Annotated in this window: 22 protein-coding genes and 2 pseudogenes; 14 read left to right on the forward strand and 10 right to left on the reverse strand. The window is 72.3% G+C overall.

What is annotated here, in order from left to right; all coding sequences use genetic code 11:
- Positions 1–94: 94 nt before the first annotated feature.
- Positions 95–784 (reverse strand): esterase/lipase family protein, encoded by a 690-nt coding sequence (locus ACZ45Z_RS27305; RefSeq protein ID WP_468367630.1) that lies wholly within the window; start codon positions 782–784, stop codon positions 95–97.
- Between the two features lie 390 nt (positions 785–1,174).
- Between ACZ45Z_RS27305 and ACZ45Z_RS27310 the strand changes: the two genes are divergently transcribed.
- Together ACZ45Z_RS27310 and ACZ45Z_RS27315 are read left to right on the forward strand one after the other, a co-directional pair.
- On the forward strand, positions 1,175–2,233 hold the full coding sequence (locus ACZ45Z_RS27310) for an aldo/keto reductase (protein WP_468367632.1): 1,059 nt from the start codon (positions 1,175–1,177) through the stop codon (positions 2,231–2,233).
- Between the two features lie 299 nt (positions 2,234–2,532).
- Entirely contained in the window at positions 2,533–2,940 is a 408-nt protein-coding gene (locus tag ACZ45Z_RS27315; RefSeq protein ID WP_468367634.1) for an STAS domain-containing protein, read from the forward strand.
- A 108-nt stretch (positions 2,941–3,048) separates the two neighbouring features.
- On the opposite strand, the gene ACZ45Z_RS27320 is transcribed toward ACZ45Z_RS27315, so the two are convergent.
- The gene (locus ACZ45Z_RS27320; protein WP_468367636.1) at positions 3,049–3,537 is read right to left on the reverse strand and encodes a glutathione peroxidase; all 489 of its coding nucleotides are present in this window, start codon (positions 3,535–3,537) and stop codon (positions 3,049–3,051) included.
- Between the two features lie 456 nt (positions 3,538–3,993).
- Positions 3,994–4,809 carry a TetR/AcrR family transcriptional regulator gene (locus ACZ45Z_RS27325; RefSeq protein WP_468367638.1) on the reverse strand — a complete coding sequence of 272 codons (816 nt, stop codon included), beginning with the start codon at positions 4,807–4,809 and terminating at the stop codon, positions 3,994–3,996.
- Between the two features lie 120 nt (positions 4,810–4,929).
- Between ACZ45Z_RS27325 and ACZ45Z_RS27330 the strand changes: the two genes are divergently transcribed.
- Positions 4,930–5,817 (forward strand): siderophore-interacting protein, encoded by an 888-nt coding sequence (locus ACZ45Z_RS27330; RefSeq protein WP_468367640.1) that lies wholly within the window; start codon positions 4,930–4,932, stop codon positions 5,815–5,817.
- Between the two features lie 200 nt (positions 5,818–6,017).
- Here ACZ45Z_RS27330 and ACZ45Z_RS27335 read toward each other — a convergent pair whose 3' ends face one another.
- Positions 6,018–6,395: a VOC family protein gene (locus ACZ45Z_RS27335; protein WP_468367643.1), complete on the reverse strand. Its 378-nt coding sequence runs from the start codon at positions 6,393–6,395 to the stop codon at positions 6,018–6,020.
- A 271-nt stretch (positions 6,396–6,666) separates the two neighbouring features.
- Between ACZ45Z_RS27335 and ACZ45Z_RS27340 the strand changes: the two genes are divergently transcribed.
- The 3 genes and pseudogenes from ACZ45Z_RS27340 to ACZ45Z_RS27350 all read left to right on the forward strand — a co-directional run bounded on the left by ACZ45Z_RS27340 (position 6,667) and on the right by ACZ45Z_RS27350 (position 7,987).
- Complete coding sequence (locus ACZ45Z_RS27340; protein WP_468367646.1) at positions 6,667–6,867, forward strand: hypothetical protein; 201 nt, start codon at positions 6,667–6,669, stop codon at positions 6,865–6,867.
- Positions 6,864–7,199: pseudogene (locus ACZ45Z_RS27345) on the forward strand (ArsR/SmtB family transcription factor); the annotation flags it as partial. The gene ACZ45Z_RS27340 and the pseudogene ACZ45Z_RS27345, both read left to right, overlap by 4 nt.
- A gap of 608 nt (positions 7,200–7,807) precedes the next feature.
- Positions 7,808–7,987 carry a hypothetical protein gene (locus ACZ45Z_RS27350; RefSeq protein WP_468367649.1) on the forward strand — a complete coding sequence of 60 codons (180 nt, stop codon included), beginning with the start codon at positions 7,808–7,810 and terminating at the stop codon, positions 7,985–7,987.
- 7 nt (positions 7,988–7,994) lie between these two features.
- Here ACZ45Z_RS27350 and ACZ45Z_RS27355 read toward each other — a convergent pair whose 3' ends face one another.
- On the reverse strand, positions 7,995–8,747 hold the full coding sequence (locus ACZ45Z_RS27355; protein WP_468367652.1) for a CDP-alcohol phosphatidyltransferase family protein: 753 nt from the start codon (positions 8,745–8,747) through the stop codon (positions 7,995–7,997).
- A gap of 148 nt (positions 8,748–8,895) precedes the next feature.
- Between ACZ45Z_RS27355 and ACZ45Z_RS27360 the strand changes: the two genes are divergently transcribed.
- The 5 genes from ACZ45Z_RS27360 to ACZ45Z_RS27380 all read left to right on the forward strand — a co-directional run bounded on the left by ACZ45Z_RS27360 (position 8,896) and on the right by ACZ45Z_RS27380 (position 13,522).
- Positions 8,896–9,885 carry a zinc-dependent alcohol dehydrogenase gene (locus ACZ45Z_RS27360; RefSeq protein WP_468367654.1) on the forward strand — a complete coding sequence of 330 codons (990 nt, stop codon included), beginning with the start codon at positions 8,896–8,898 and terminating at the stop codon, positions 9,883–9,885.
- 190 nt (positions 9,886–10,075) lie between these two features.
- Positions 10,076–10,474, forward strand: coding sequence for a 6-pyruvoyl trahydropterin synthase family protein (locus ACZ45Z_RS27365; protein ID WP_468367657.1), 399 nt, complete (start codon positions 10,076–10,078; stop codon positions 10,472–10,474).
- Entirely contained in the window at positions 10,471–11,592 is a 1,122-nt protein-coding gene (locus tag ACZ45Z_RS27370) for a glycosyltransferase family 4 protein (RefSeq protein WP_468367659.1), read from the forward strand. Before ACZ45Z_RS27365 ends, ACZ45Z_RS27370 begins: the two co-directional genes overlap by 4 nt.
- A complete protein-coding gene (locus ACZ45Z_RS27375; protein ID WP_468367661.1) occupies positions 11,589–12,515 on the forward strand; it encodes an SAM-dependent methyltransferase in 927 nt (308 codons plus the stop codon). The genes ACZ45Z_RS27370 and ACZ45Z_RS27375 overlap by 4 nt, the downstream gene beginning before the upstream one ends.
- Positions 12,515–13,522, forward strand: a complete 1,008-nt coding sequence (locus ACZ45Z_RS27380) for a lysylphosphatidylglycerol synthase transmembrane domain-containing protein (protein WP_468367664.1) — start codon at positions 12,515–12,517, stop codon at positions 13,520–13,522. The genes ACZ45Z_RS27375 and ACZ45Z_RS27380 overlap by 1 nt, the downstream gene beginning before the upstream one ends.
- Before the next feature lie 102 nt (positions 13,523–13,624).
- On the opposite strand, the pseudogene ACZ45Z_RS27385 reads toward ACZ45Z_RS27380, so the two are convergent.
- Positions 13,625–14,278, reverse strand: a pseudogene (locus tag ACZ45Z_RS27385) (RibD family protein); the annotation flags it as partial.
- Positions 14,275–15,039, reverse strand: coding sequence for a creatininase family protein (locus ACZ45Z_RS27390; RefSeq protein WP_468367667.1), 765 nt, complete (start codon positions 15,037–15,039; stop codon positions 14,275–14,277). The pseudogene ACZ45Z_RS27385 and the gene ACZ45Z_RS27390, both read right to left, overlap by 4 nt.
- Positions 15,040–15,257: 218 nt before the next feature.
- Between ACZ45Z_RS27390 and ribA the strand changes: the two genes are divergently transcribed.
- Positions 15,258–15,974, forward strand: coding sequence for a GTP cyclohydrolase II (ribA, locus tag ACZ45Z_RS27395; protein WP_468367670.1), 717 nt, complete (start codon positions 15,258–15,260; stop codon positions 15,972–15,974).
- A 113-nt stretch (positions 15,975–16,087) separates the two neighbouring features.
- Here ribA and ACZ45Z_RS27400 read toward each other — a convergent pair whose 3' ends face one another.
- Complete coding sequence (locus ACZ45Z_RS27400; protein WP_468367672.1) at positions 16,088–16,840, reverse strand: CbtA family protein; 753 nt, start codon at positions 16,838–16,840, stop codon at positions 16,088–16,090.
- Between the two features lie 14 nt (positions 16,841–16,854).
- Positions 16,855–17,073: a CbtB domain-containing protein gene (locus ACZ45Z_RS27405; RefSeq protein ID WP_468367674.1), complete on the reverse strand. Its 219-nt coding sequence runs from the start codon at positions 17,071–17,073 to the stop codon at positions 16,855–16,857.
- A gap of 309 nt (positions 17,074–17,382) precedes the next feature.
- On the opposite strand from ACZ45Z_RS27405, the gene ACZ45Z_RS27410 reads away from it, so the two are divergent.
- Positions 17,383–17,961, forward strand: coding sequence for a histidine phosphatase family protein (locus ACZ45Z_RS27410; protein ID WP_468367677.1), 579 nt, complete (start codon positions 17,383–17,385; stop codon positions 17,959–17,961).
- A 132-nt stretch (positions 17,962–18,093) separates the two neighbouring features.
- The gene (locus ACZ45Z_RS27415; RefSeq protein WP_468367680.1) at positions 18,094–18,534 is read left to right on the forward strand and encodes an SPW repeat protein; all 441 of its coding nucleotides are present in this window, start codon (positions 18,094–18,096) and stop codon (positions 18,532–18,534) included.
- A gap of 126 nt (positions 18,535–18,660) precedes the next feature.
- Here the strand turns inward: ACZ45Z_RS27415 and ACZ45Z_RS27420 are convergent, their stop codons facing one another.
- Positions 18,661–18,921 carry a hypothetical protein gene (locus ACZ45Z_RS27420; protein ID WP_468367682.1) on the reverse strand — a complete coding sequence of 87 codons (261 nt, stop codon included), beginning with the start codon at positions 18,919–18,921 and terminating at the stop codon, positions 18,661–18,663.
- Between the last annotated feature and the right edge of the window lie 69 nt (positions 18,922–18,990).

An 18,990-nucleotide genomic window follows, 5' to 3' on the forward strand; every position in this document is an offset into this window, starting at 1 on the left:
CTCTCACCTTCCCGGGGCCGCCCGAACAGCGAGGCGGCCCCCTCACCGACGGGCGGTGCGGGGGCGCCTCAACCGTTCACGAAGCGGCGGCGCCTCAACTGTTCACGAAGGTCCGCACCTGCCCGTACACCGTCGTGTCCGTGCCCAGGGCATTGTGCCCCAGACAAGCGGTCCGGGTGTTCTGCGCACCGCTCAGGGAGACGCTGCTGTCGGGGTTGATGACGGTGTCGCAGGGCGACCACCAGGTGGCGTACCGAGGGGCGCCCGGGGTCTCGTCGCCGGAGTTGAGCGCGCCGAGGAAATCCGATCCGACGCGCATCTCCCCGCAGGAGGTGTCGAAACAGGCGTTCGCCGAGTCGGTGCCGTGATTCGGGCCGCCCAGCGAGACCCAGGCGTCGATCTTGCCGCCGCCACCGAGGTTCTTGGCGTAGTGACGACTGGAGAGACCGCCCATCGAATGCGTGACGATGTCGACCTTGGCCGCGCCGGTGGCCGCGAGCACGCGGTCGACCTCGGTGGCGAGCTGCTGAGCGGTGACCGTGTTGGACTGGCGTGTGTCGTAACTCCACTGGTCCAGGAAGGCGGACGGCCAGCCGTCGGCCCTGAAGTGGCCGGCCATCGTGTCCCAGTACGAGCCGGACGAGTTGTAGCCGTGGACGAACACCACGGGATTGCTGGACGGGCCGAAGGTGGTGGTGCCGGCCGACGCGGGGGTCGGCATTCCCGCGCTGACCAGCGCGAGCAGGACGCCGACGAGCCCGGCGCGGAACATACTCTTTTTCATGGCCTACCTCTGAACGGGAGGCGGGGGGCGGCACGCAAAAGGAGGTTACTGACGAGTTGGCGTAAGTCAATTGTCTCGTCAAAAACAATGGGAGATCTCCGGAATTGATTTCCGCTCCAGGTCGTAGCGTTAATCGACTTCTGCCCCGATTTCCGCCCCGACTGCCGCTCGGACTTCCGCCCCGACTTCCGCTCCCGGGTGGAGCGAATTCTTCTGCGGTGATTTCCGACGGATCGGGAATTGCGTCCCGCGAGCGGCCCGGACCCCCGCGAGCGGCCCGGACCCCCGCGCGCGGCCGGGCCCTCCCCACCCGCCGACGCGCCCGACTTGCCTTGGAGAGGGCTCCAACTCGTAGCGTCTGACGCACAACCTGACCGGAGGGAAACACCTTTGCGTTACACACTGTTCGGCAAGACCGGCCTGCGGGTGAGCGAGCTGAGCCTCGGCACGATGACCTTTGGCGGTGACCCCGGCCGGGGCGCCGACAAGGACGTCAGCCGACGAATCGTCGACGCCTACGCGGAGGCCGGCGGCAACTTCATCGACACGGCCAACGTCTACACCGAAAGCCGCTCCGAGAGCATTCTCGGCGAGGTGCTCGACGGCCGCCGCGACGCATTCGTCCTGGCCTCCAAATACGCCTGCGCCACGCACGAGGGTGACGTGAACTCCGGGGGCAACCACCGCAAGAACCTCGTCCGGTCGGTGGAGGCGAGCCTGCGCCGGCTGCGTACCGACCACCTTGACGTGCTGTGGGTGCACGCCCGGGACAACTTCACGCCGGTCGAGGAGGTCATGCGGGCCCTGGACGACCTCGTACGCGCGGGGAAGGTGCTCTACACCGGGGTCTCGGACTGGCCCGCCTGGGAGATCGCGCAGGCCAACACCCTCGCCGAGCTACGCGGCTGGACCGCCTTCGCGGGCTCGCAGCTTCGCTACAGCCTCCTGGAGCGGACCCCCGAGCGCGAACTCCTCCCGCAGGCGCGCGCCTTCGACCTGGCGGTGCTGGCGTGGGCCCCGCTGGCGGCCGGAAAGCTCACCGGCAAGTACCGCCGCGGCGAGTCGGGCAGGCTGAGCGCGGACGCCGTCGGCGGCGGGGCGGACGGCAAGGAGGACGCGATCCTCACCGAGGTGCTGGAGATCGCCGAGCAGGGCGGCTGGAGCCCGGCACAGGTGGCGCTGGCCTGGCTCCGTGACCGGCCCGGCAACATCATTCCGATCATCGGCGCCACCAAGGAGAGCCAGCTCGCCGACAATCTGGCCAGCGTCGACGTCACGCTCGACGCGGACGCCGTCGAACGCCTCAACGCCGTGAGCGCGGTCCCGCTCGGCTTCCCACACGACTTCTTGCGGGAGCCGCAGGTCAAACGGAACGTCTACGGCGACCGCTGGGCCGACATCGAAGACCGGCGGTCCACTTATCGCCGGACGACGGGAGAGGTGCTCTGACGACGGGAGAGGGGCTCCAAGGACTTCCGGGTCACGCCGGCGCCCTCAACGGGCCGCCGGTGACCGGGAAACGACTTTGAGACAACCTCTCAACGAAGCCCGGCCCGGGACTTGACCATCCCGGCAAAAGGGTAAGTCGTAGTCACGTAAGGTCACAGCAGACACGTAAGAGCACAGCCGACGGCCCGGAAGCGGTGGGATCGCCCGGATCGCGTCGGGCGCTCCTCTCACCCTCCGTATGCCTTAGCCGTAAACGGGCGCGGCCCTCTCGCGCCCTGGCATGAAAGTGGGTCGGGCTGATGGACGACGGCCAGGACTGCCAAGGATTTGTCACCTACGCCCCCCGGACAGGCGCCACCCTCGTGCTCGAACTCCGCGGCGAGCTGGACGTCTTCGCCGTATCGGTGCTCTCCGGCAAGCTCGACGACATCACCGGCGCCCCACGCCGCGACCTGCTGCTCGACGTGCGCGCCGTGACCTTCATGGACTGCGCCGGCCTCTCCCTCCTCTGCCGCGCCCGTCACCGGATACGCGAGCGCGGCGGCCGGCTGCGTCTCACCGGCGTCGCCGACAGCGAGAGCGTCAGCCGGCTGCTGCGACTGACCGGTCTGAGCGGCGATTTCGACATCGTGCCCGCGCGGGACGACATCCTGCCCGCGCGGGACGGCGTCGCGGAAGGCAACACGGCCGGTCGTGCCGTGGCGTGACGGTCGCGCGCACGCGACGGCCAGCAGCCACACGCGACGGTCAGCACCCACAGGACAGCCGGGTGCTCACCTGACGCCGGTCCCGCCCGGGCAGGGGTGCCCGCCGCCTCAGGCCGGCAGGGCCGCCTCGATGGCCTTGACCAGCTCCTCGGCCTCCGGCTCGGTCCGCGGCCGGAACCGGCCCACGACCGCTCCACTGGGATCCACCAGGAACTTCTCGAAGTTCCACTGGACATCGCCCGCCGTGCCCTCGGTGTCCTCGGCGCGGGTCAGCTCGGCGTAGAGCGGATGCCGGTCCTCGCCGTTGACATCCGTCTTCTCGAACAGCGGGAACGTCACGCCGTACGACGCCGAACAGAAGGTGGCGATCTCCTCGGCCGAGCCGGGCTCCTGGCCCGCGAACTGGTTGCTGGGGAAGCCCAGCACGCTGAAACCGCGGTCCGCGTAACGCTCCTGCAGCCGCTCCAGGCCGGAATACTGCGGGGTCAGCCCGCACTTGGAAGCCACGTTCACCACCAGCAGCGCCTTGCCGCGGTAGTCGGCGAGCGAAGCGGGTTCACCGGTCAGGGTGCGCAGGGGAATGTCGTACAGGCTCATGGTCAGGCTCCTCGATGCGGGTCCGCGGACAGGGACGTACGTCATCGGTCCCAACAGCGGAAGCCGGCCTGATCTTCCCGGGTTCGTCCACCGGCCAGGAAACGACCGGGCGGAGCGAGCCGGCGCGCCACTCCTTGAGCAACTGATCGAAGATGGGTGTCGCCTCCTCCGGGGGCCGGCGGGCCGGTGGGGGAGGGGGCGGCGGCAGCGCTGGTGCCCGGTGGGGATGGGAGAGGCGCCGGAAGGGATGGCCGGCGCTCGGCTTGGCGTCCATACCCTGACCCAACCCGCGGACCGGCCCGGGAGTTGCGGGACGCGGCCGGGCGGCCGTCAGATGCCCCTCGGGCGGTGACGGTCAGAAGATACGTTCCAGCTTTGCCCGCGCCCTCTTCCGCTCCACCGGCTCCTTCCGTACTCCCTGTCCCCTTCCGTACCGTCCGCCCCGTTCCGTAGGGCTCATGCCTCCCCCGTCCTCCCTCGTCCGGCTTTGTGGATCGCCGCCTCGATCCCGTCCAGGATGACGGTGAGGCCGACCTCGAAGGTGGTCTTGGCCTCCCGCTCCAGATAGGGCACCGAATCGTCGGTGTGCGGCGCGGCGCCCTCGGTCTCCAGGCGCACCAGGAGCGGGAAGCGGTGCGGGAAGTCGGGCGCGACCTCGCCCAGCACGGCGGAACGGGACTGCCACCACTCCTCGTCGGTCACGCCCGTCGCCGCCGCGGCGAGACGTGATTCGGTGACGGTCTGCGCCGCCCCGCGGACGAAATGGGACAGCGCCCCGACGATGCGCCGCAGCACGGTGGAGTGCAGTTCCGTGGCGTAGAGCAGGCGCACCAGCGTTTCCAGGGCGGTGTATTCGTTCGGGCCGAGCACCGGCCGCGCCTGGGAGACCTGGAGGACCCAGGGATGGCGCAGGTAGAAGTCCCAGGTGTCCTCCGCCCACGACGTCACGGCGGCCCGCCAGCCGGGTGTGAGGTCGTAGTCGGAGGGCAGCTCGGCGAGCGCCCGGTCGTACATCAGGTCCACCAGCTCGCTCTTGCCGGGAACGTAGGTGTACAGCGCCATCGCCGTCCGGCCCAGGCGCTCGCCGACCGCGCGCATGGACAGCGCGGCCAAGCCGTCGGCGTCCGCGACCGCGATCCCGGCCTCGACGATCGCCGCCATGCTCAGCGCCGGCTTGGGCCCCGGTGCGGAGCGCCTCCCGTCGGCACCCTCGCCGCGCCACAGCAGCGACATCGAACGGTGGGCGTCGCCCTGGCCGGCGTAGAGAACCACTTGCAACTCCTTACGACGTAAAGTAACGTCTTCCTCGTGAACTCTTTACGTCGTAAAGATATCAGTAGGTGCTCCACTCCATCCCTCACCCACCCCACCCCCTCACCTGCGGAGGAAGCCATGGCGGACGTGCCGGCCGCGCTCATCAACGTCACCGGCGTCCGCCGGATCACCCCGCGCATGGTCCGCGTCACCTTCGCCGGCGGCGGACTCGAGACCTTCCCCACCTGGCCCGACCAACAGCTCAAACTGTGCTTTCCCCGGCCGGGCCAGCGGGAGCCCAGGCTTCCCGACCAGGGCACGGACGCGGACGTGATGCGCTGGTATCAGGCATTCCTCGCCCTCCCCGAGGACGAACGGCCGTGGATGCGCAGCTACACGGTGCGGTCCTACGACCCCGCCCGCGCGGAAATCACCGTCGACTTCGTCCTGCACGGCACTGCCGCCTCGACGCCTGAGGACGCGACCGGCCCGGCGACCCGATGGGCGGCCACCGCCGAGGTGGGGGACACCCTCGCCCGATACGGCCCGGATGCGATGTACGCGCGCCAACTGCCGCTCGATACGGCCGACTGGTTGCTGCTGGCCGGCGACGAGACGGCCTTGCCGGCCATCGGCTCACTCGTCGAATCCCTGCCCGGCGGCGCCCGCGCGCTGGTCTACGTCGAGGTGGCCGACGCCGCGGAAGAGCAGCCCTTCACCACCCAAGCCGACCTCACGGTGCGGTGGGTGCACCGCAAGAACGCGGGGGACGCAGGCGGCGACGTCCTGCTGAACGCGATACGTGAAGCCGACTTCCCGCCGACCGCCTCGGGCTTCGCCTGGCTCGCGGGCGAGGCCGGCATGGTGCGCGGCCTGCGACGCCACCTGCTCGGGGACCGTGGATTCACCAAACGACAGATCGACTTCACCGGCTACTGGCGCCGCAAGCTCAGCCAGGACGACGCCCCGACCGAGGCCGACCTCGCCGACGCCCAGGAGACGCTCGCGGCGGTGGAGGGGCAATAGCGGGGGCAGGGCGGTGGGGTCAGGGGCTGAGGGTTGGGTAGTTGGGGAGGGGAGGGGAGTAGTTGGGAATTGGGTGAAGGGCCGCCGCCGCGCCCGCCCGGCGTCACCCACCCGGTGGCAGGCTTCTTCGTGGCGGAGGCGCGGGTCGGCTCCTGATGTCAGGCGGTGGAGTTGGCAGTGGTGCGTTCAGGGGGCTGCCTTCAGGGGGCGTTGCGTTCAGGGGCGCTGCGTTCTACGCAGAATTCGTTGCCTTCGGGGTCGGCCAGGGTGGCCCAGCCGTGGCCGTCGGGCCGGCGGTGGTCGGCGACCAGAGTGGCGCCCAGCTTCAGCAGCCGTTCCACTTCCTCGTCGCGGGTCCGGTCCTGGGGCTGGAGGTCGAGATGGACGCGGTTCTTCCCGACCTTGGCATCGGACACCGTGACGAACAGCAGGGCACTGCCCGCAGCGGTCACCAACGCCTCGGGATCGCCGGGCAGGTCGTCCTCGGCCAGCGATCCCTCCAACACCTGCGCCCAGAAGCTCGCGAGGGCGTAGGCGTCGGCGCAGTCGATCGTGATGTGGCGCACCAGTGAAGTCATGGGCGCCACTATGGGGTTGGGGTGCGGGGGGTTGTCCAGCGAGTTCTTGGGGAGTGCCCGGTGGGCCGGGCGGCGGGGAGGGATGGCGTCGGGCTGTGACGGGCCGGTGTGTGTGAGGTGGGGGCGCGGGAAAGGGGGGCGTAGCCATGGTGCGGTGCCTTGCGGGGCTTCCGTTTACGTCGTCTAGAGTTGCAGAATTCTGCAAGTCAGCAGAAGTCTGTGATTCAACAGGTGACGCGACGGCCGGTCGGCCGGGACGCGGAGGGCGTGCGTGGGCGGATTCGCCGAGTCGGTACGGGAACGGGTGCGGGTGGCGCGCGACGCCGTGTCGGCCGCACAGGCGGCGGATGACGCGTACGCGCTGGCCGTGGCGGAGGACGAGCTGGACGACGCGGTGCGGGTGGCCCGTAACGTCGGCATCGATCCGGGCGGCGAGAACGATGCCGGGCAGAAGGACGGGGAGCCGGCGTGAACGGTGCCCGCGTCCCGCTTTATCAGGCGAAGGCCGAATTCTTCCGGATGCTGGGGCACCCGGTGCGGATCCGGGTGCTGGAGCTGTTGCAGGACGGGCCGCTGCCGGTGCGCAGTCTGCTCTCCGCGATCGAGGTGGAGCCGTCCGCGCTCTCCCAGCAGTTGGCGGTGCTGCGCCGGTCGGGCATCGTGACGGCCACGCGCAGCGGGTCCACCGTCGTCTACGAGCTCGCCGGCGGTGATGTCGCCGAGCTGATGCGTGCCGCCCGCCGCATTCTCACCGATGTGCTCGTGGGGCAGCATGCGCTGCTCACCGAGCTGCGGGAGGCGGAGGCCGGCGGCGGGGTGGCCACGGTTCGTGGTGCGACGGCAGCGTGTGGAGGGAAGGCGGCTCTTGGCGCGGCAGTGGCAGCGGCAGCGGCCGAGGGTGCGGGCGCCAGAGGAGCTGTGGGGGCGGTGTTGTGACGCGTGAGCGCACCGCGCCCGGTCTCCTGGCGAAGGGTGCCAGGGTGTTCGAGCCCTGGACGGTCGGTTCCTGGGCGGCCACTCGTTGGCCGGACACTGCCCGGTCGGCCGCTTCCTGGGCTGATCCCCGGTCGTCGAGGCGGGTGTGCGTCGGCGGGCCGTCGCCCAGCCGCCCCTTGTCCAGCCCTCGGTCGTCCGTTTTCCGGTGGGACGAGACGTGTGCCCGGGGCCGTTGCCGGCCGGCGCGTGACGGGGCCGGGTGATCGCTGATGGCCGGCGCACCCAGGCGTAAGGGACCGCCGCCGTGGCGGGCGGTCCGTTCGCGTACCTGCATACCGACCGCCTTCGGGCCGGGCACCTCGCGGCCCTGCCCGGGGCGCCATCATGGCCGGGCCCTGCGGCGTGCCGCCGGCCGCGCATGCCCGGATATCGTCGTACGTCACCGCACCTCGCCCCGATGTTCCGGCCCACGGACCGTGACGACCGCCGTGCGCCCCGGGGCGCAACTGGCGAGGCGGCACGGAGTCGTCCTGACGCCCCGCCGGGCGGTGCGGCGGAGTGTGTGGCGGCGGGTGCTGCTGACCATCGTTGTGACGCAACTGGTGATTGTTTTCCTGGCGTTGGTGATCTACCTGGGGCGCCACGCCGGTACGTAGCGGGTGGTCACACCGTTCTGGTGGCCCGTCGCCCCCGGCCTCGTCCTGGCCCCCGTCCCCGCCAAAGCCAAGCCACATCTCGTCCGAAGGACCACACCAGCAGCGCCAGCGAAGTGGCCAGCAGGGCGCATGACGGGGAGTGGGGCAGGAATCCTGTGCCGGCGGTGGCCAGGGTGATTCCCTGGAGGGCCGCGACGGATTTGCGGGCCGGGCTGGGTGGGAGAGGGCGCCGTAGCCAGGGGAGGGGCCAGGAGGCGGCTACGAAGGCGTAGCGCATGGCGCCGATGGCGAGGGGCCAAGTTCCCAGGTGGGTCGCGGCGTAGGTGGAGAGGACGAGGATGAGGAAGGCGTCGACTTCCATGTCGAAGCGGGCGCCCAGTGAGGTGGCGGTGCCGGTGCGGCGGGCCACCTGTCCGTCGACGGCGTCCAGGGTCAGGGCCACGAGGGACAGGATGATCAGTGCTGGGCCCGGTGGGCGGCCCGTGAGGGCGTCGGTGACCAGGGCCGTCACTCCGCCGACGAGCGTGGCGCGGCCCAGCGTGACGCGGTTGGCGGGGCCGAAGGCAGTGGTCCGCGAGGTGCGCAGGGCGTGGCCGAGGATGGCGGGGAGGGCGGCGGCGAAGGCCGTACCGGCCAGCCATCCCGCGGGGCCCAGTCCGACCGTCTCGTGGAGCAGCACCAGCAGCAGGAGTTGCGTGACCGTACCCAGGGCGAGGTCCGGCACGAACGACCCCGCGCGGTAACGGGTTTGAACGGCCACGATGGCTCCCTGGGGTGTGGCGGAGTCGAGGGGTGCCGCGTATCGTAACGGCGTCCTCATGATCCGCAGCGATCGTGCGCCGTAGCCGCGCATTCATGGGTTTTTGCCGCGCGGTCGTGCGTCATTGCCGTAGCGTTCAGGAGGTTCGATGCCGCGCCTCGTCGCCCGTGCCTTGTGGCTCCGCGTCCCCGGGCAGGCGGAGCTCCGGACGGTCGAGCTGCCGCGGCCCGGTGCCGACGAGGTGCTCGTGCGTACGGTGTTCTCCGGAGTGAGCCGGGGAACGGAGACGCTGGTCTTCCGCGGTGGTGTCCCCGAGAGCCAGCACGCCGCGATGCGGGCGCCGTTTCAGGACGGGGAGTTCCCGGCGCCTGTCAAGTACGGCTACCTCAATGTGGGTGTGGTGGAAGAGGGGCCGCGGCGGTTGCTGGGGCGTACGGTCTTCTGTCTCTATCCGCACCAGACGCACTACGTCGTCCCGGCGAGCGCCGTCACCCCCGTGCCGGACACCGTTCCCGCGCCCCGGGCGGTGCTGGCCGGCACGGTCGAGACCGCGGTGAACGCCCTGTGGGACGCGGCCCCGCTGCTCGGTGACCGGATCGCCGTGGTAGGCGCGGGAATGGTCGGTTGCGGGGTCGCCGCGCTCCTCGCCCGCTACCCCGCGACGCGGGTGCAGTTGGTCGACGCGGACCCCGCGCGGGCCGCCGTCGCCACCGCGCTCGGCGTCGACTTCGCGCTGCCCGGCGACGCCCTGGGGGAGTGCGATCTCGTCGTGCACGCCAGCGCCACCGAGGACGGACTCGCCCGGTCGTTGGAACTGCTCGCCCCGGAGGGCACGGTCATCGAGCTGAGCTGGTACGGCGACCGGCGGGTCAGCCTGCCGTTGGGGGAGTCGTTCCACTCCCGGCGGCTGGTCGTGCGCAGCAGCCAGGTCGGCGCCGTCTCGCCGGCCCGGCGCGCCCGCCGCACCTTCGCCGATCGCCTCGCGCTCGCCCTCGACCTGCTCGCCGACCCGGCCTTCGACGCGCTGATCACCGGTGAATCGGCCTTCGAGGACCTGCCGTCGGTGCTGCCCCGGCTCGCCACGGGTGATCTTCCGGCACTGTGCCATCGCGTCCGGTACGACACCGAGGGCCACTGACGTCACCGTGGCCTGACGTGACCGGGACCCGATCGGACCCGGTGGCGGTCAGCACGCCCCTCGCCCCCGCCCACGTAGCCAGTCCAGACAGACACCCACTCGCCCCCGCCCCTTCACACCCGCCCCTTTACACCCACCAGCCCCCCCACACCCACCCACCCACACCACCCGCTCCCCCCCGGAGGCCCTCGTGTTCAGCATCACCGTCCGCGACCACCTGATGGTCGCCCACAGCTTCCGTGGCGCGGTTTTCGGGCCCGCCCAGCGGCTGCACGGCGCGACGTTCGTCGTGGACGCCACCTTCCGCCGCGCCGAACTCGACGCCGACAACATCGTCGTCGACATCGGCCTGGCCACCCAGGAACTCGGTGGGGTGATCGGCGAGCTCAACTACCGCAACCTGGACGACGAACCCGCCTTCGCCGGCATCAACACCTCGACGGAAGCCCTGGCCAAGGTCATCGCCGACCGGCTCGCCGACCGCGTGCACGCCGGCAGTCTCGGCGAGGGGGCCCGGGGCCTGGCCGGGATAACCGTGACCCTCCACGAATCGCACATCGCCTGGGCGAGTTACGAGCGCACCCTGTGAACCGGCCCGGCGCCACCGCCGCGGCGGAGCGCGTGGTGCACTTCATCCTGCCCGGTGACGTCCGCGACCCGACCGTCCCCAGCGGCGGCAACACCTACGACCGCCGGGTGTGCCGTGGCCTGCCCGCCGCCGGATGGCGGGTCCGGGAGCACGAGGTGCGCGGCGGCTGGCCGCGGCCGGACGGCGCCGACCGGGACGAACTGGCGCGGCGACTGGCCACGTTGCCCGACGGTGCCGTCGTCCTGCTCGACGGCCTCGTCGCCTGCGGCGTCCCCGGCCTCATCGCCGCCGAGGCGGCCCGGCTGCGCATGGCCGTACTGGTGCACCTGCCGCTGGCCGACGAGACCGGGCTGAGCAGCGAACTGGCGGCGGAGCTGGACGCGGGGGAGCGCCGCGCCCTGCACGCGGCGGGCGCGGTGGTCGCCACCAGCGAATGGGCCGCTCGGCGGCTGACCGATCACCACCAACTCCCGGCCGCCCGGGTCCATGTGGCCCGGCCCGGCACCGACCCCGCGCCCCTGGCGCCCGGCACCGATGGCGCCACCCGGCTGCTGTGCCTCGCGGCGGTCACCCCGCGCAAGGGGCACCGCACCCTTGTCGAGGGGCTCGCGGCCGTCGCGGACCTGCCGTGGAGCTGCGACTGCGTGGGCGGGCTGCGCCGCGAGCCCGACCATGTCGGCGGACTGCGGCTGCGCGTGGCGGAGTTGGGGCTCGCCGACCGGATCCGCTTCGTCGGGCCGCGGGTGGGCGAGGAGTTGGACGCGAGCCTGAACGCGGCCGACCTCCTGGTGCTCACGTCGTACGCGGAGACCTTCGGCATGGTCGTCACCGAAGCACTCGCGCGCGGGATTCCCGTGCTGGCGACGGCCGTCGGCGGGGTGCCCGAAGCGGTCGGACGGGCTCCCGACGGCAGCGTGCCGGGCCTCCTCGTCCCCCCGGACGACCCGCCGGCGCTCGCCGGAGCCGTGCGCGCCTGGCTCGGCGATCCACAACTGCGTCACAGGGCGAAGATCTCAGCATATGAGCGACGTGCCATGCTGGAGGGGTGGGAGAAGACGTCGCACGCTCTGGCCGGAGTTCTGGAACGACTTCGGCACCGGCCCCGAAGCCCCGGATGAGCACCATCGGGGCACCCCGGTTCGCGCCGCGCTGGCTGGAGTTGCGCGAGCGCGCCGATGCCGCCGCCCGCGCGCCGGAACTGCTCCATCCGCTGCGCGCCCGGCTCGCGGCCCAGGCGCCGCAGGTCCTTCCGCCCGCCGCCGTCCCGGCCGCCGTCGGCGCCTACCAGCCCGATCCGGTGCGCCGGCCGCCGGGCGCCCGCGGCCTGCTGATCCGCGATATCGGCTGCGGCACCGGCTCCATGGGGCGCTGGCTCGCCGTCCGCCTGCCCGGCCCCCAGCACTGGGTCCTGCACGACCACGACGCCGCGCTGCTCGCCCGCGCCGGTGACGGCATGCCCGCGACGGCCGCCGACGGCACGCCCGTTACGGCGACGACGCGGAAGGACGACCTCGCGGGCCTGAGGGCGGACATGCTCGTCGGCACCTCGCTCGTCACCGCTTCCGCGCTGCTGGACCTGCTCACCCGTAGCGAGATCGAGTCGCTCGCCGCGGCCTGCACCGGCGCCGGCTGCCCGGCGCTGCTGGCCCTCTCCGTCGCGGGCCGGGTCGACCTCACCCCGTCCGACCCCCTCGACCGGGAGGTCACCCGCGCTTTCAACGACCACCAGCGGCGTACGGACGGAAGCCGCACGCTGCTCGGTCCCGACGCGGTGGTGGTGGCCACCGAGGCGTTCGAGCGGCGCGGTGCGACGGTCGTGGCGCAGGCCAGCCCGTGGCGGCTCGGCTGCCCGGAGGCCGCGCTGACCGCCGAATGGCTGCGGGGCTGGGTCGGCGCCGCCGTCGCCCAGCGACCGGACCTCGCCCCGCGCGCCGTCGCGTATCTGCGCCGGCGCCTGGAAGCCTGCGCGGCGGGCGAGTTGAGCGTCGAGGTGCACCACACCGATCTCCTCGCGCTGCCCGGGCCCGCCGGGAGCGGGTGATGAACCGCGCCCTGGGGGTGTGGCTGCGGATGCTCGCGGGAGTGGCCATCCTCGCCGTGCTGCTGTGGCACCTGGGAACCGGCGCGTTTCTGGCCGGTGTCCGCCGGATCGACGCGGCCACGCTGCTGGCCGCCGTCGGCATCGGCCTGCTGACCACCGTGTGCAGCGCGTGGCGGTGGTGCCTGGTGGCGCGCGGTCTCGGACTGCGGCTGCCGCTCGGCCGGGCCGTCGCGGACTATTACCGCGCCCTGTTCCTCAACGCCGCGCTGCCCGGCGGCGTACTGGGGGACGTACACCGCGCGGTGCGGCACGGCCGGGACGCCGGAGACCTGGGCCGCGGCGTCCGCGCGGTGGTCCTCGAACGCGCCGCCGGCCAAGTCGTCCTGGTGGTGCTTGGAGCGAGCCTCGCGCTCCTCGGGCCGTCCGCGGTGGCGGGCCGGGCCGGCCGTCTGATCGGCACGCCCGGCGCCATGACGGCGGCGGGCGCGGTGTGCGTGCTCGCACTCGCGACCGCCGTCCAACTGCACCGCGCCCCCGCCCGCGCCTCGCGCCGCAGCCGCGCCGTCCGCGAGGCGCTGGCCGAGGCGCGCCGGGCCCTGCTCGCCCGGAATGTCTGGCCGGGCGTCGCACTGTCCTCCGCCGCCGTGCTCGCGGGCTACCTGACGACGTTCCTGCTCGCCGCCCGCGTCGCCGGATCGACCGCGCCGGTGGCCGTACTGGTGCCGCTGACGGTCCTGGCCCTGCTCGCGATGGCGCTGCCGCTGAACATCGGCGGCTGGGGCCCGCGCGAGGGCGTCGCCGCCTGGGCGTTCGGCGCCGCCGGGCTAGGGGCGGCGCAGGGCCTGACCACCGCCGTGGTCTACGGCGTGCTCGCCTTCGCCGCGAGTCTGCCCGGCGCCGGCGTCCTCCTCGTCCGCTGGGCCGCCGGGTCGCGGCCCGCGCGCCCGCAGGTCCAGCTCGAAAAGCGTGTCCGCGCCGAGCGTGCCGCGCCGCAGCGGCGGCCGTAGCGCGTCCCGCATCACGGGCGTGCCGGGAAACCGCAGCCCGGGCACGCCGTCGCCGAGCAGGACCGGGGCGACGGTGACATAGAGCCGGTCCAGCGCCCCGTCGCGCAGAAACCGGGACACGGTGACGCCACCGCCCTCGACGAGCACCCGCCGCAGGCCACGCCGCGCGAGCGTATCCAGCAACCGGCGCGGGGCGAACGCGTCCGCGTCCGGCAGCGCCACGATCTCCACCCCGTCCGCAGCCGGACCGGCGTCCGCGGCGTCCGGGCCCACCAGCCACAGCGTCGGGGCCGCGCCGTCGGTGAACAGCCCGAGCCGCGGCGGCACCCGCCCGCGCGGATCGAGAACGACGCGCACCGGGTTGTCCCCCGCGCAGGCCCGCACCGTCAGCCGCGGATCGTCCGCGTCGGCGGTGCCGGCCCCGACGACCACCGCGTCGGCCAGCGCCCGCAGACGGTGCAGATGGCGGCGGTCCTCGGCGCCGGTGACGAAGTCGGCGTCGCCCGTACGGGTCGCGATGAAACCGTCCAGGCTCTGCCCGAGCTGGGCGAAGGCGGTACGGGGCGGGGCCAGGCACAACGGCAGATAGCGCTCGGCCAGCCCCGCGGCCTCGGCCGCGGCGGGGCGCGCCCACCGCAGGCCGCCGTTCCCGTCGGGCACCAGGCCGGCGGCCGCCGCCTGCTCGGGGGTGCGGACGCGGCGCAGCAGGTCCCAGGCTTCCGGCGCGCCGAGCGGTGCGTCCGCCGGCCCGGTCACGCCTGTCCCTCCCCGGTCGCGGGGCGCCCGCCGAGCAGCGCGGCGTACGCGCCGAACGCCTCGACCAGGCCGGCCAGCAGCTCCTCGCCCTTCCCGGCGGAGGCCAGGGACGGGCGGCCGATGACGCCGGACGCGGTGTAGGGGGCCATGCCGAGGGTGAGCAGGTGCGCGCGGTCGTCGGCGAGATGATCGGCGGTGGCGTAACCGGGCCGGACGAGTTCCGGGTGGGCGTGCAGCAAAAGGGAGGTCTCGACTTCACCGGCGTGCATGTCGCTGTGCGAAGGCGTCGCTATACCGGCCCGGGTGCGGGCCGCTTCCCAGTCGGCCGGTCCGGGAAAGAGCGCCATTCGCGTCCCGCTTCCCGCGGATTCCTGAACGACGTTGCGCAGTACGTAATTGCCGCCGTGCCCGTTGACGAGGAGCAGGGAAGTGATGCCGGACCGGCGCAGCGATTCGGCGATGTCCGACACGACACCGTGCAGGGTCCGGGCGGAAATGCTGACGGTGCCGGGCCACGCGGCGTGTTCGTGGGAACAGGAGACGGTCAGCGGCGGCAGCAGTTGGACGGGATGGACGGCGGCGATCTCCGCGGCGATGGTGCAGGCGATGACCGTGTCGGTCGTCAACGGCAGGAAAGGACCGTGCTGTTCGAGGCTGCCGACGGGCAGCACGGCGATTTCCGCCCGCCGCGCCCGTATCTCCTCGGTGGTGTCCACCGGCAGCACGCCGGGGGCCGAAGCCCGTCGTCCCGTAGCGGTCATCGTGGGATGCGGCCTTTCGTCGCTCACTCGTGCGGCGGTCACCGGGGTGACCGGCGCTCGGTCGTCGTGGTGGTCGAAGCATAGGCGGGGGTTGCCCAGGACGTCGCGCACCGGGTTGTTGGGCCCTCAATCATGGCTCTGACCAGCGGAGTTGGCGAGAGTTGTAGGAATGTGAGCGAGCGCCGCCGTGCCTTCGCCGGCGCGGGTACGATCGCGCCATGACGGACCCCTCTGCCGATATCGCCTGCGATGCCGCCGCCGGTGCGCCAGGAGTTCCGCGGCTGCCGGAGCCCGCGCGCCCGGCCTCGGCCCCGCGCCCGGCGGGTGTCGAACGTATCGTGCGGACCCGACTGCCCACGGCGTACGGCGAATTCCTGGCCGTCGGTTATCTGGACCGGCACAGCGGCACCGAACAGGTGGCGCTCGTACACGGCGACATCGGCGGAATGCCGGCCTTGACCCGGGTGCATTCGGAATGCCTGACCGGGGACGCCTTCGCCTCCACGCATTGCGAATGCGGCGGTCAGTTGTCCGCGGCGCTGCAGGCCATCGTGGCGGAAGGGCGCGGCGTTCTGGTCTATCTCCAGGGCCATGAGGGCCGGGGAATCGGACTTCTGGCGAAACTGCGGGCGATGCGGCTCCAGGAGGACGGGCTGGACACCGTCGAGGCGAATATCGCCCTGGGACTGCCGGTCGACGCCCGTGAATACGGGGTCGCGGCGGAAATGCTCCAGGACCTGGGAGTCCGTTCGGTGCGGCTGCTGTCGAACAATCCACGCAAACGCCAGGCGCTGGTGCGGCACGGTATCGCCGTCGCCGAACAGGTGCCGCTGCTGATGCCGCCGTGTGCGGAGAACATCCGCTATCTGCGGACCAAACGGGAGCGTCTGGATCACGAACTGCCGCATCTGGACGGCGTTCCCGGCCTGTCCTGATGCCCCGGCGCGGAAGGCGCCCAGGCCGGAAGACGTCCCGGCCGGAAAACGAGGACAAGGGCCCGCGATGGCGGTCGCGGACCCTTGGCCGTGGTGAGGCAGCGCGCGGCGCGTCAGGGTGTGGCCGGCACACTCCGGTCGGCGGCGGCTGCCCCGGTCGGGACGACGCGCTCCGCGAGGTGGCCGAAGATCAGCCCGAAGGCCGTCCACAGCACCAGTTGGATGGCGATCGCCGACAGCCGGAACTGCCAGAGCAGGGTGCCGGAGAAACCGTCCGGCACCTCGTTCATCGACGGCAGGAAGGCGTAGGCGATCCCGATGGCGAGGGCGAACGCGGCTCCGCCGGCCACCGTGGCGTTCCAGTTGCCCAGCCTGGGCGCCAGACGCCGGCCGAAGAGAGTCGCCGCGACGGCCAGCAGGATGCCGAGGACCATCATGAGGAAATACAGCGCCGTGCGGGTCCCGATGGTGTCGGGATCACCGACGGCCGGCGGATTGGCCGGGTACTTCAGGAACGGGACGAGGTAGACGGCCAGCAGTGCCGCGCCGGCGACCAGGACGGCCGTGGCCTTGGCGCCGAAGCGGCCGATCCGGCCCAGGGCGAAGCAGAACGCCAGCGCGGCGATCCCGCCCAGGGCGACGCCGTAGACCAGCACGCCGGTCGCCAGCCCCGCCGTGGACTGCATGCCGCGGCTGACGACCTCCACCCCGTGTTCGTGCTCGTGGCTGTGCGCTTCCTCGAACGCGATGGCGGCGTTCACCCGCGGTTCGCCCAGGAGATAGGCGACGACGAAGGCGAGGACACCTGCCGCCAGGCCGGCGAGCATGCCGCGCACCAGAAGATTTCTGATGGTGACGGAGTTCATGGTGCGGCGTCCGATCAGTGGCACGGGAAGCCGAGCAGGTGACGTCCGTCGTGCACCCATTCGTGAACGTCCGTACCGGACAGCAGGGAGGTGGCGCCCTGCTCCGCGCCGATGAAGTACAGCAGGACCAGCATCAGGACGCCGACGAACAGCGCCCAGGGGGCGATCGTCTTGAGGGGCAGTGGGGCCGGGGTGACGGCGCCGGTGGCCGGCGGCGCGATGGTCTGAGCCATGGCGGAACCTCCTGAGTGGGGAACTCGCGTCCCTTGTGGATGGAGTGCTGGGCGACATGCCGGGTCTGGCTCGCCCGGTCCCGGCCCCGCCTGGGGCCTAGTCAAAACCGGACATACAGTGGCGCGACCGCGCCGGGATCCCACCGGCTTCCGTCATGTCGTCGTCAATATCATCGGGAAGGTACCGCGAACCGGAGTCCGGGCCAAGGCCCCGCGGGGGGCGGAGAGGCGCAGTCCGGGGCGCGCCGGGTGGACAACTTCCCTTCCCGGACCAGTGGTTGACGGTGTGGAAGAGCGAGGGGAGAGGGCATGACAACCCGGGTGATGTTGATCTCACCGGCCGCCGGGGAGGCGCACCGCGAGGTGCGTTTCGACGACGACGGCGCGCTGAGCGAGGCCGGGCTGCGCCGCGCCCGTGCCGTCCGCGCGGCCGACGTGCTGCCGGCCGCGGCCCGGATCGTCGCCTCACCCTCCGTCCGCTGCCGCCGTACGGCCGGGGAACTCGGGCTGACGGCCGAGCCCGCGCCGGAGCTGGCCGGCTGTGCGATGGGCCGCTGGCGCGGCCGGACCCTGGCCGAGGTGGCCGAGGCGGAGCCGGAGGCGGTGGCCGCCTGGCTCGGAGACCCCTCCTTCGCCGGGCACGGCGGCGAGTCGCTGCGGCGGCTGTGCGCGCGGACGGCGGACTGGCTGACGCGGGCGGCCGCCGTTCCGGGTCGCCTGATCGCGGTCGTGGAGCCGGATGTCGTCCGCGCCGCGGCGGTGTGCGCCCTGGGGGCCGAGGCGGACATCTTCTGGCGGATGGACGTGCCGCCGCTCACCGCCGTCGAGCTGAGCGGGCGCGGAGGGCGCTGGAATCTGGCCCTGGGCCGGCCGCTGGATCCGGGCTGAGCGGGCGAGGGGGCGGGCGTCGAAAAAAATCCCGCCACCTCTACACATAAAGGCGGCATAAGTGCACAATTAGGGCACGTGGCTCGATGTCACGGGTACGGCCAGGCTTGCGGAGCGAAGGAGGCGAGTCGCATGGCCGACGTCTCACACAGCAGGGGAGACCTCGCCGGTCACCCTGACGCTACGGAAATGCAGGCTCGGTACGATCGCGTCCTGGGCGGGCGTGACGTCGTACTCGTCGACGGCCCGGTCTTCCTGGTCGGCCTGTACTGCGCCGCTTCCCCATGGGTCATCCACTACACGAGCTCGCAGCCCGCACTGGTGACGCACAACCTCATCGTCGGCATCGCGATCTCCCTGCTGGCGCTCGGGTTCACCATCACCCCGGGCCGGATGTACGGCCTGAGCGGGGCGATGTGCGCGATGGGCGCATGGCTGATCATCGCGCCCTGGGTCGTCGGCGACGGCCCCGACGCGGGTGTCATCTGGAACAACGTGGTCATCGGTGCTCTGACGTTCCTGCTGGGTGCGACGTGTGTCGCCGTGGCGTCGAGGAGCCGCCGGGTCACGTGACCCACGCCTGCCGGGCAGGCGTCCAAGGAGACCGCCGGCCTGTTCACCGCCCCTCAGTGGTGAACGGGCCGGCGATTCTGTTCGTCACCGCGGTCAGGACGTGACGTCATGCGACATGACGTGACGTCATCCCCGGTCACGGCCGTCCCGGCCCTCGCCGTCACGGAAGGTCGCGGAGAGTTCGACCAGTCCCGTCCGGGCGGGGCCGGGGCGTAACGGGGAACGGGACAGCCCGGCGAGGACGAGGCCGAGCGCCATGAGCAGGCCATGGCCGAGCACGATGCCGGCGGCCAGGGCGCAGGTCGCGGCGCTGAGCGCCAACCAGGTGGCGGCGCGCGGCACGCCGGTGGCGGAGGCGGACCGGCCGGTCGGGGGCTGTGACGTCACAGGTGGTGTTGTGCCCGGTACGGCGCGGCACGTAACGCCGCCTCCGCACGTTGGCCGCCCCGGCGACCG

This window comes from Streptomyces sp. NPDC031210, assembly GCF_055570395.1.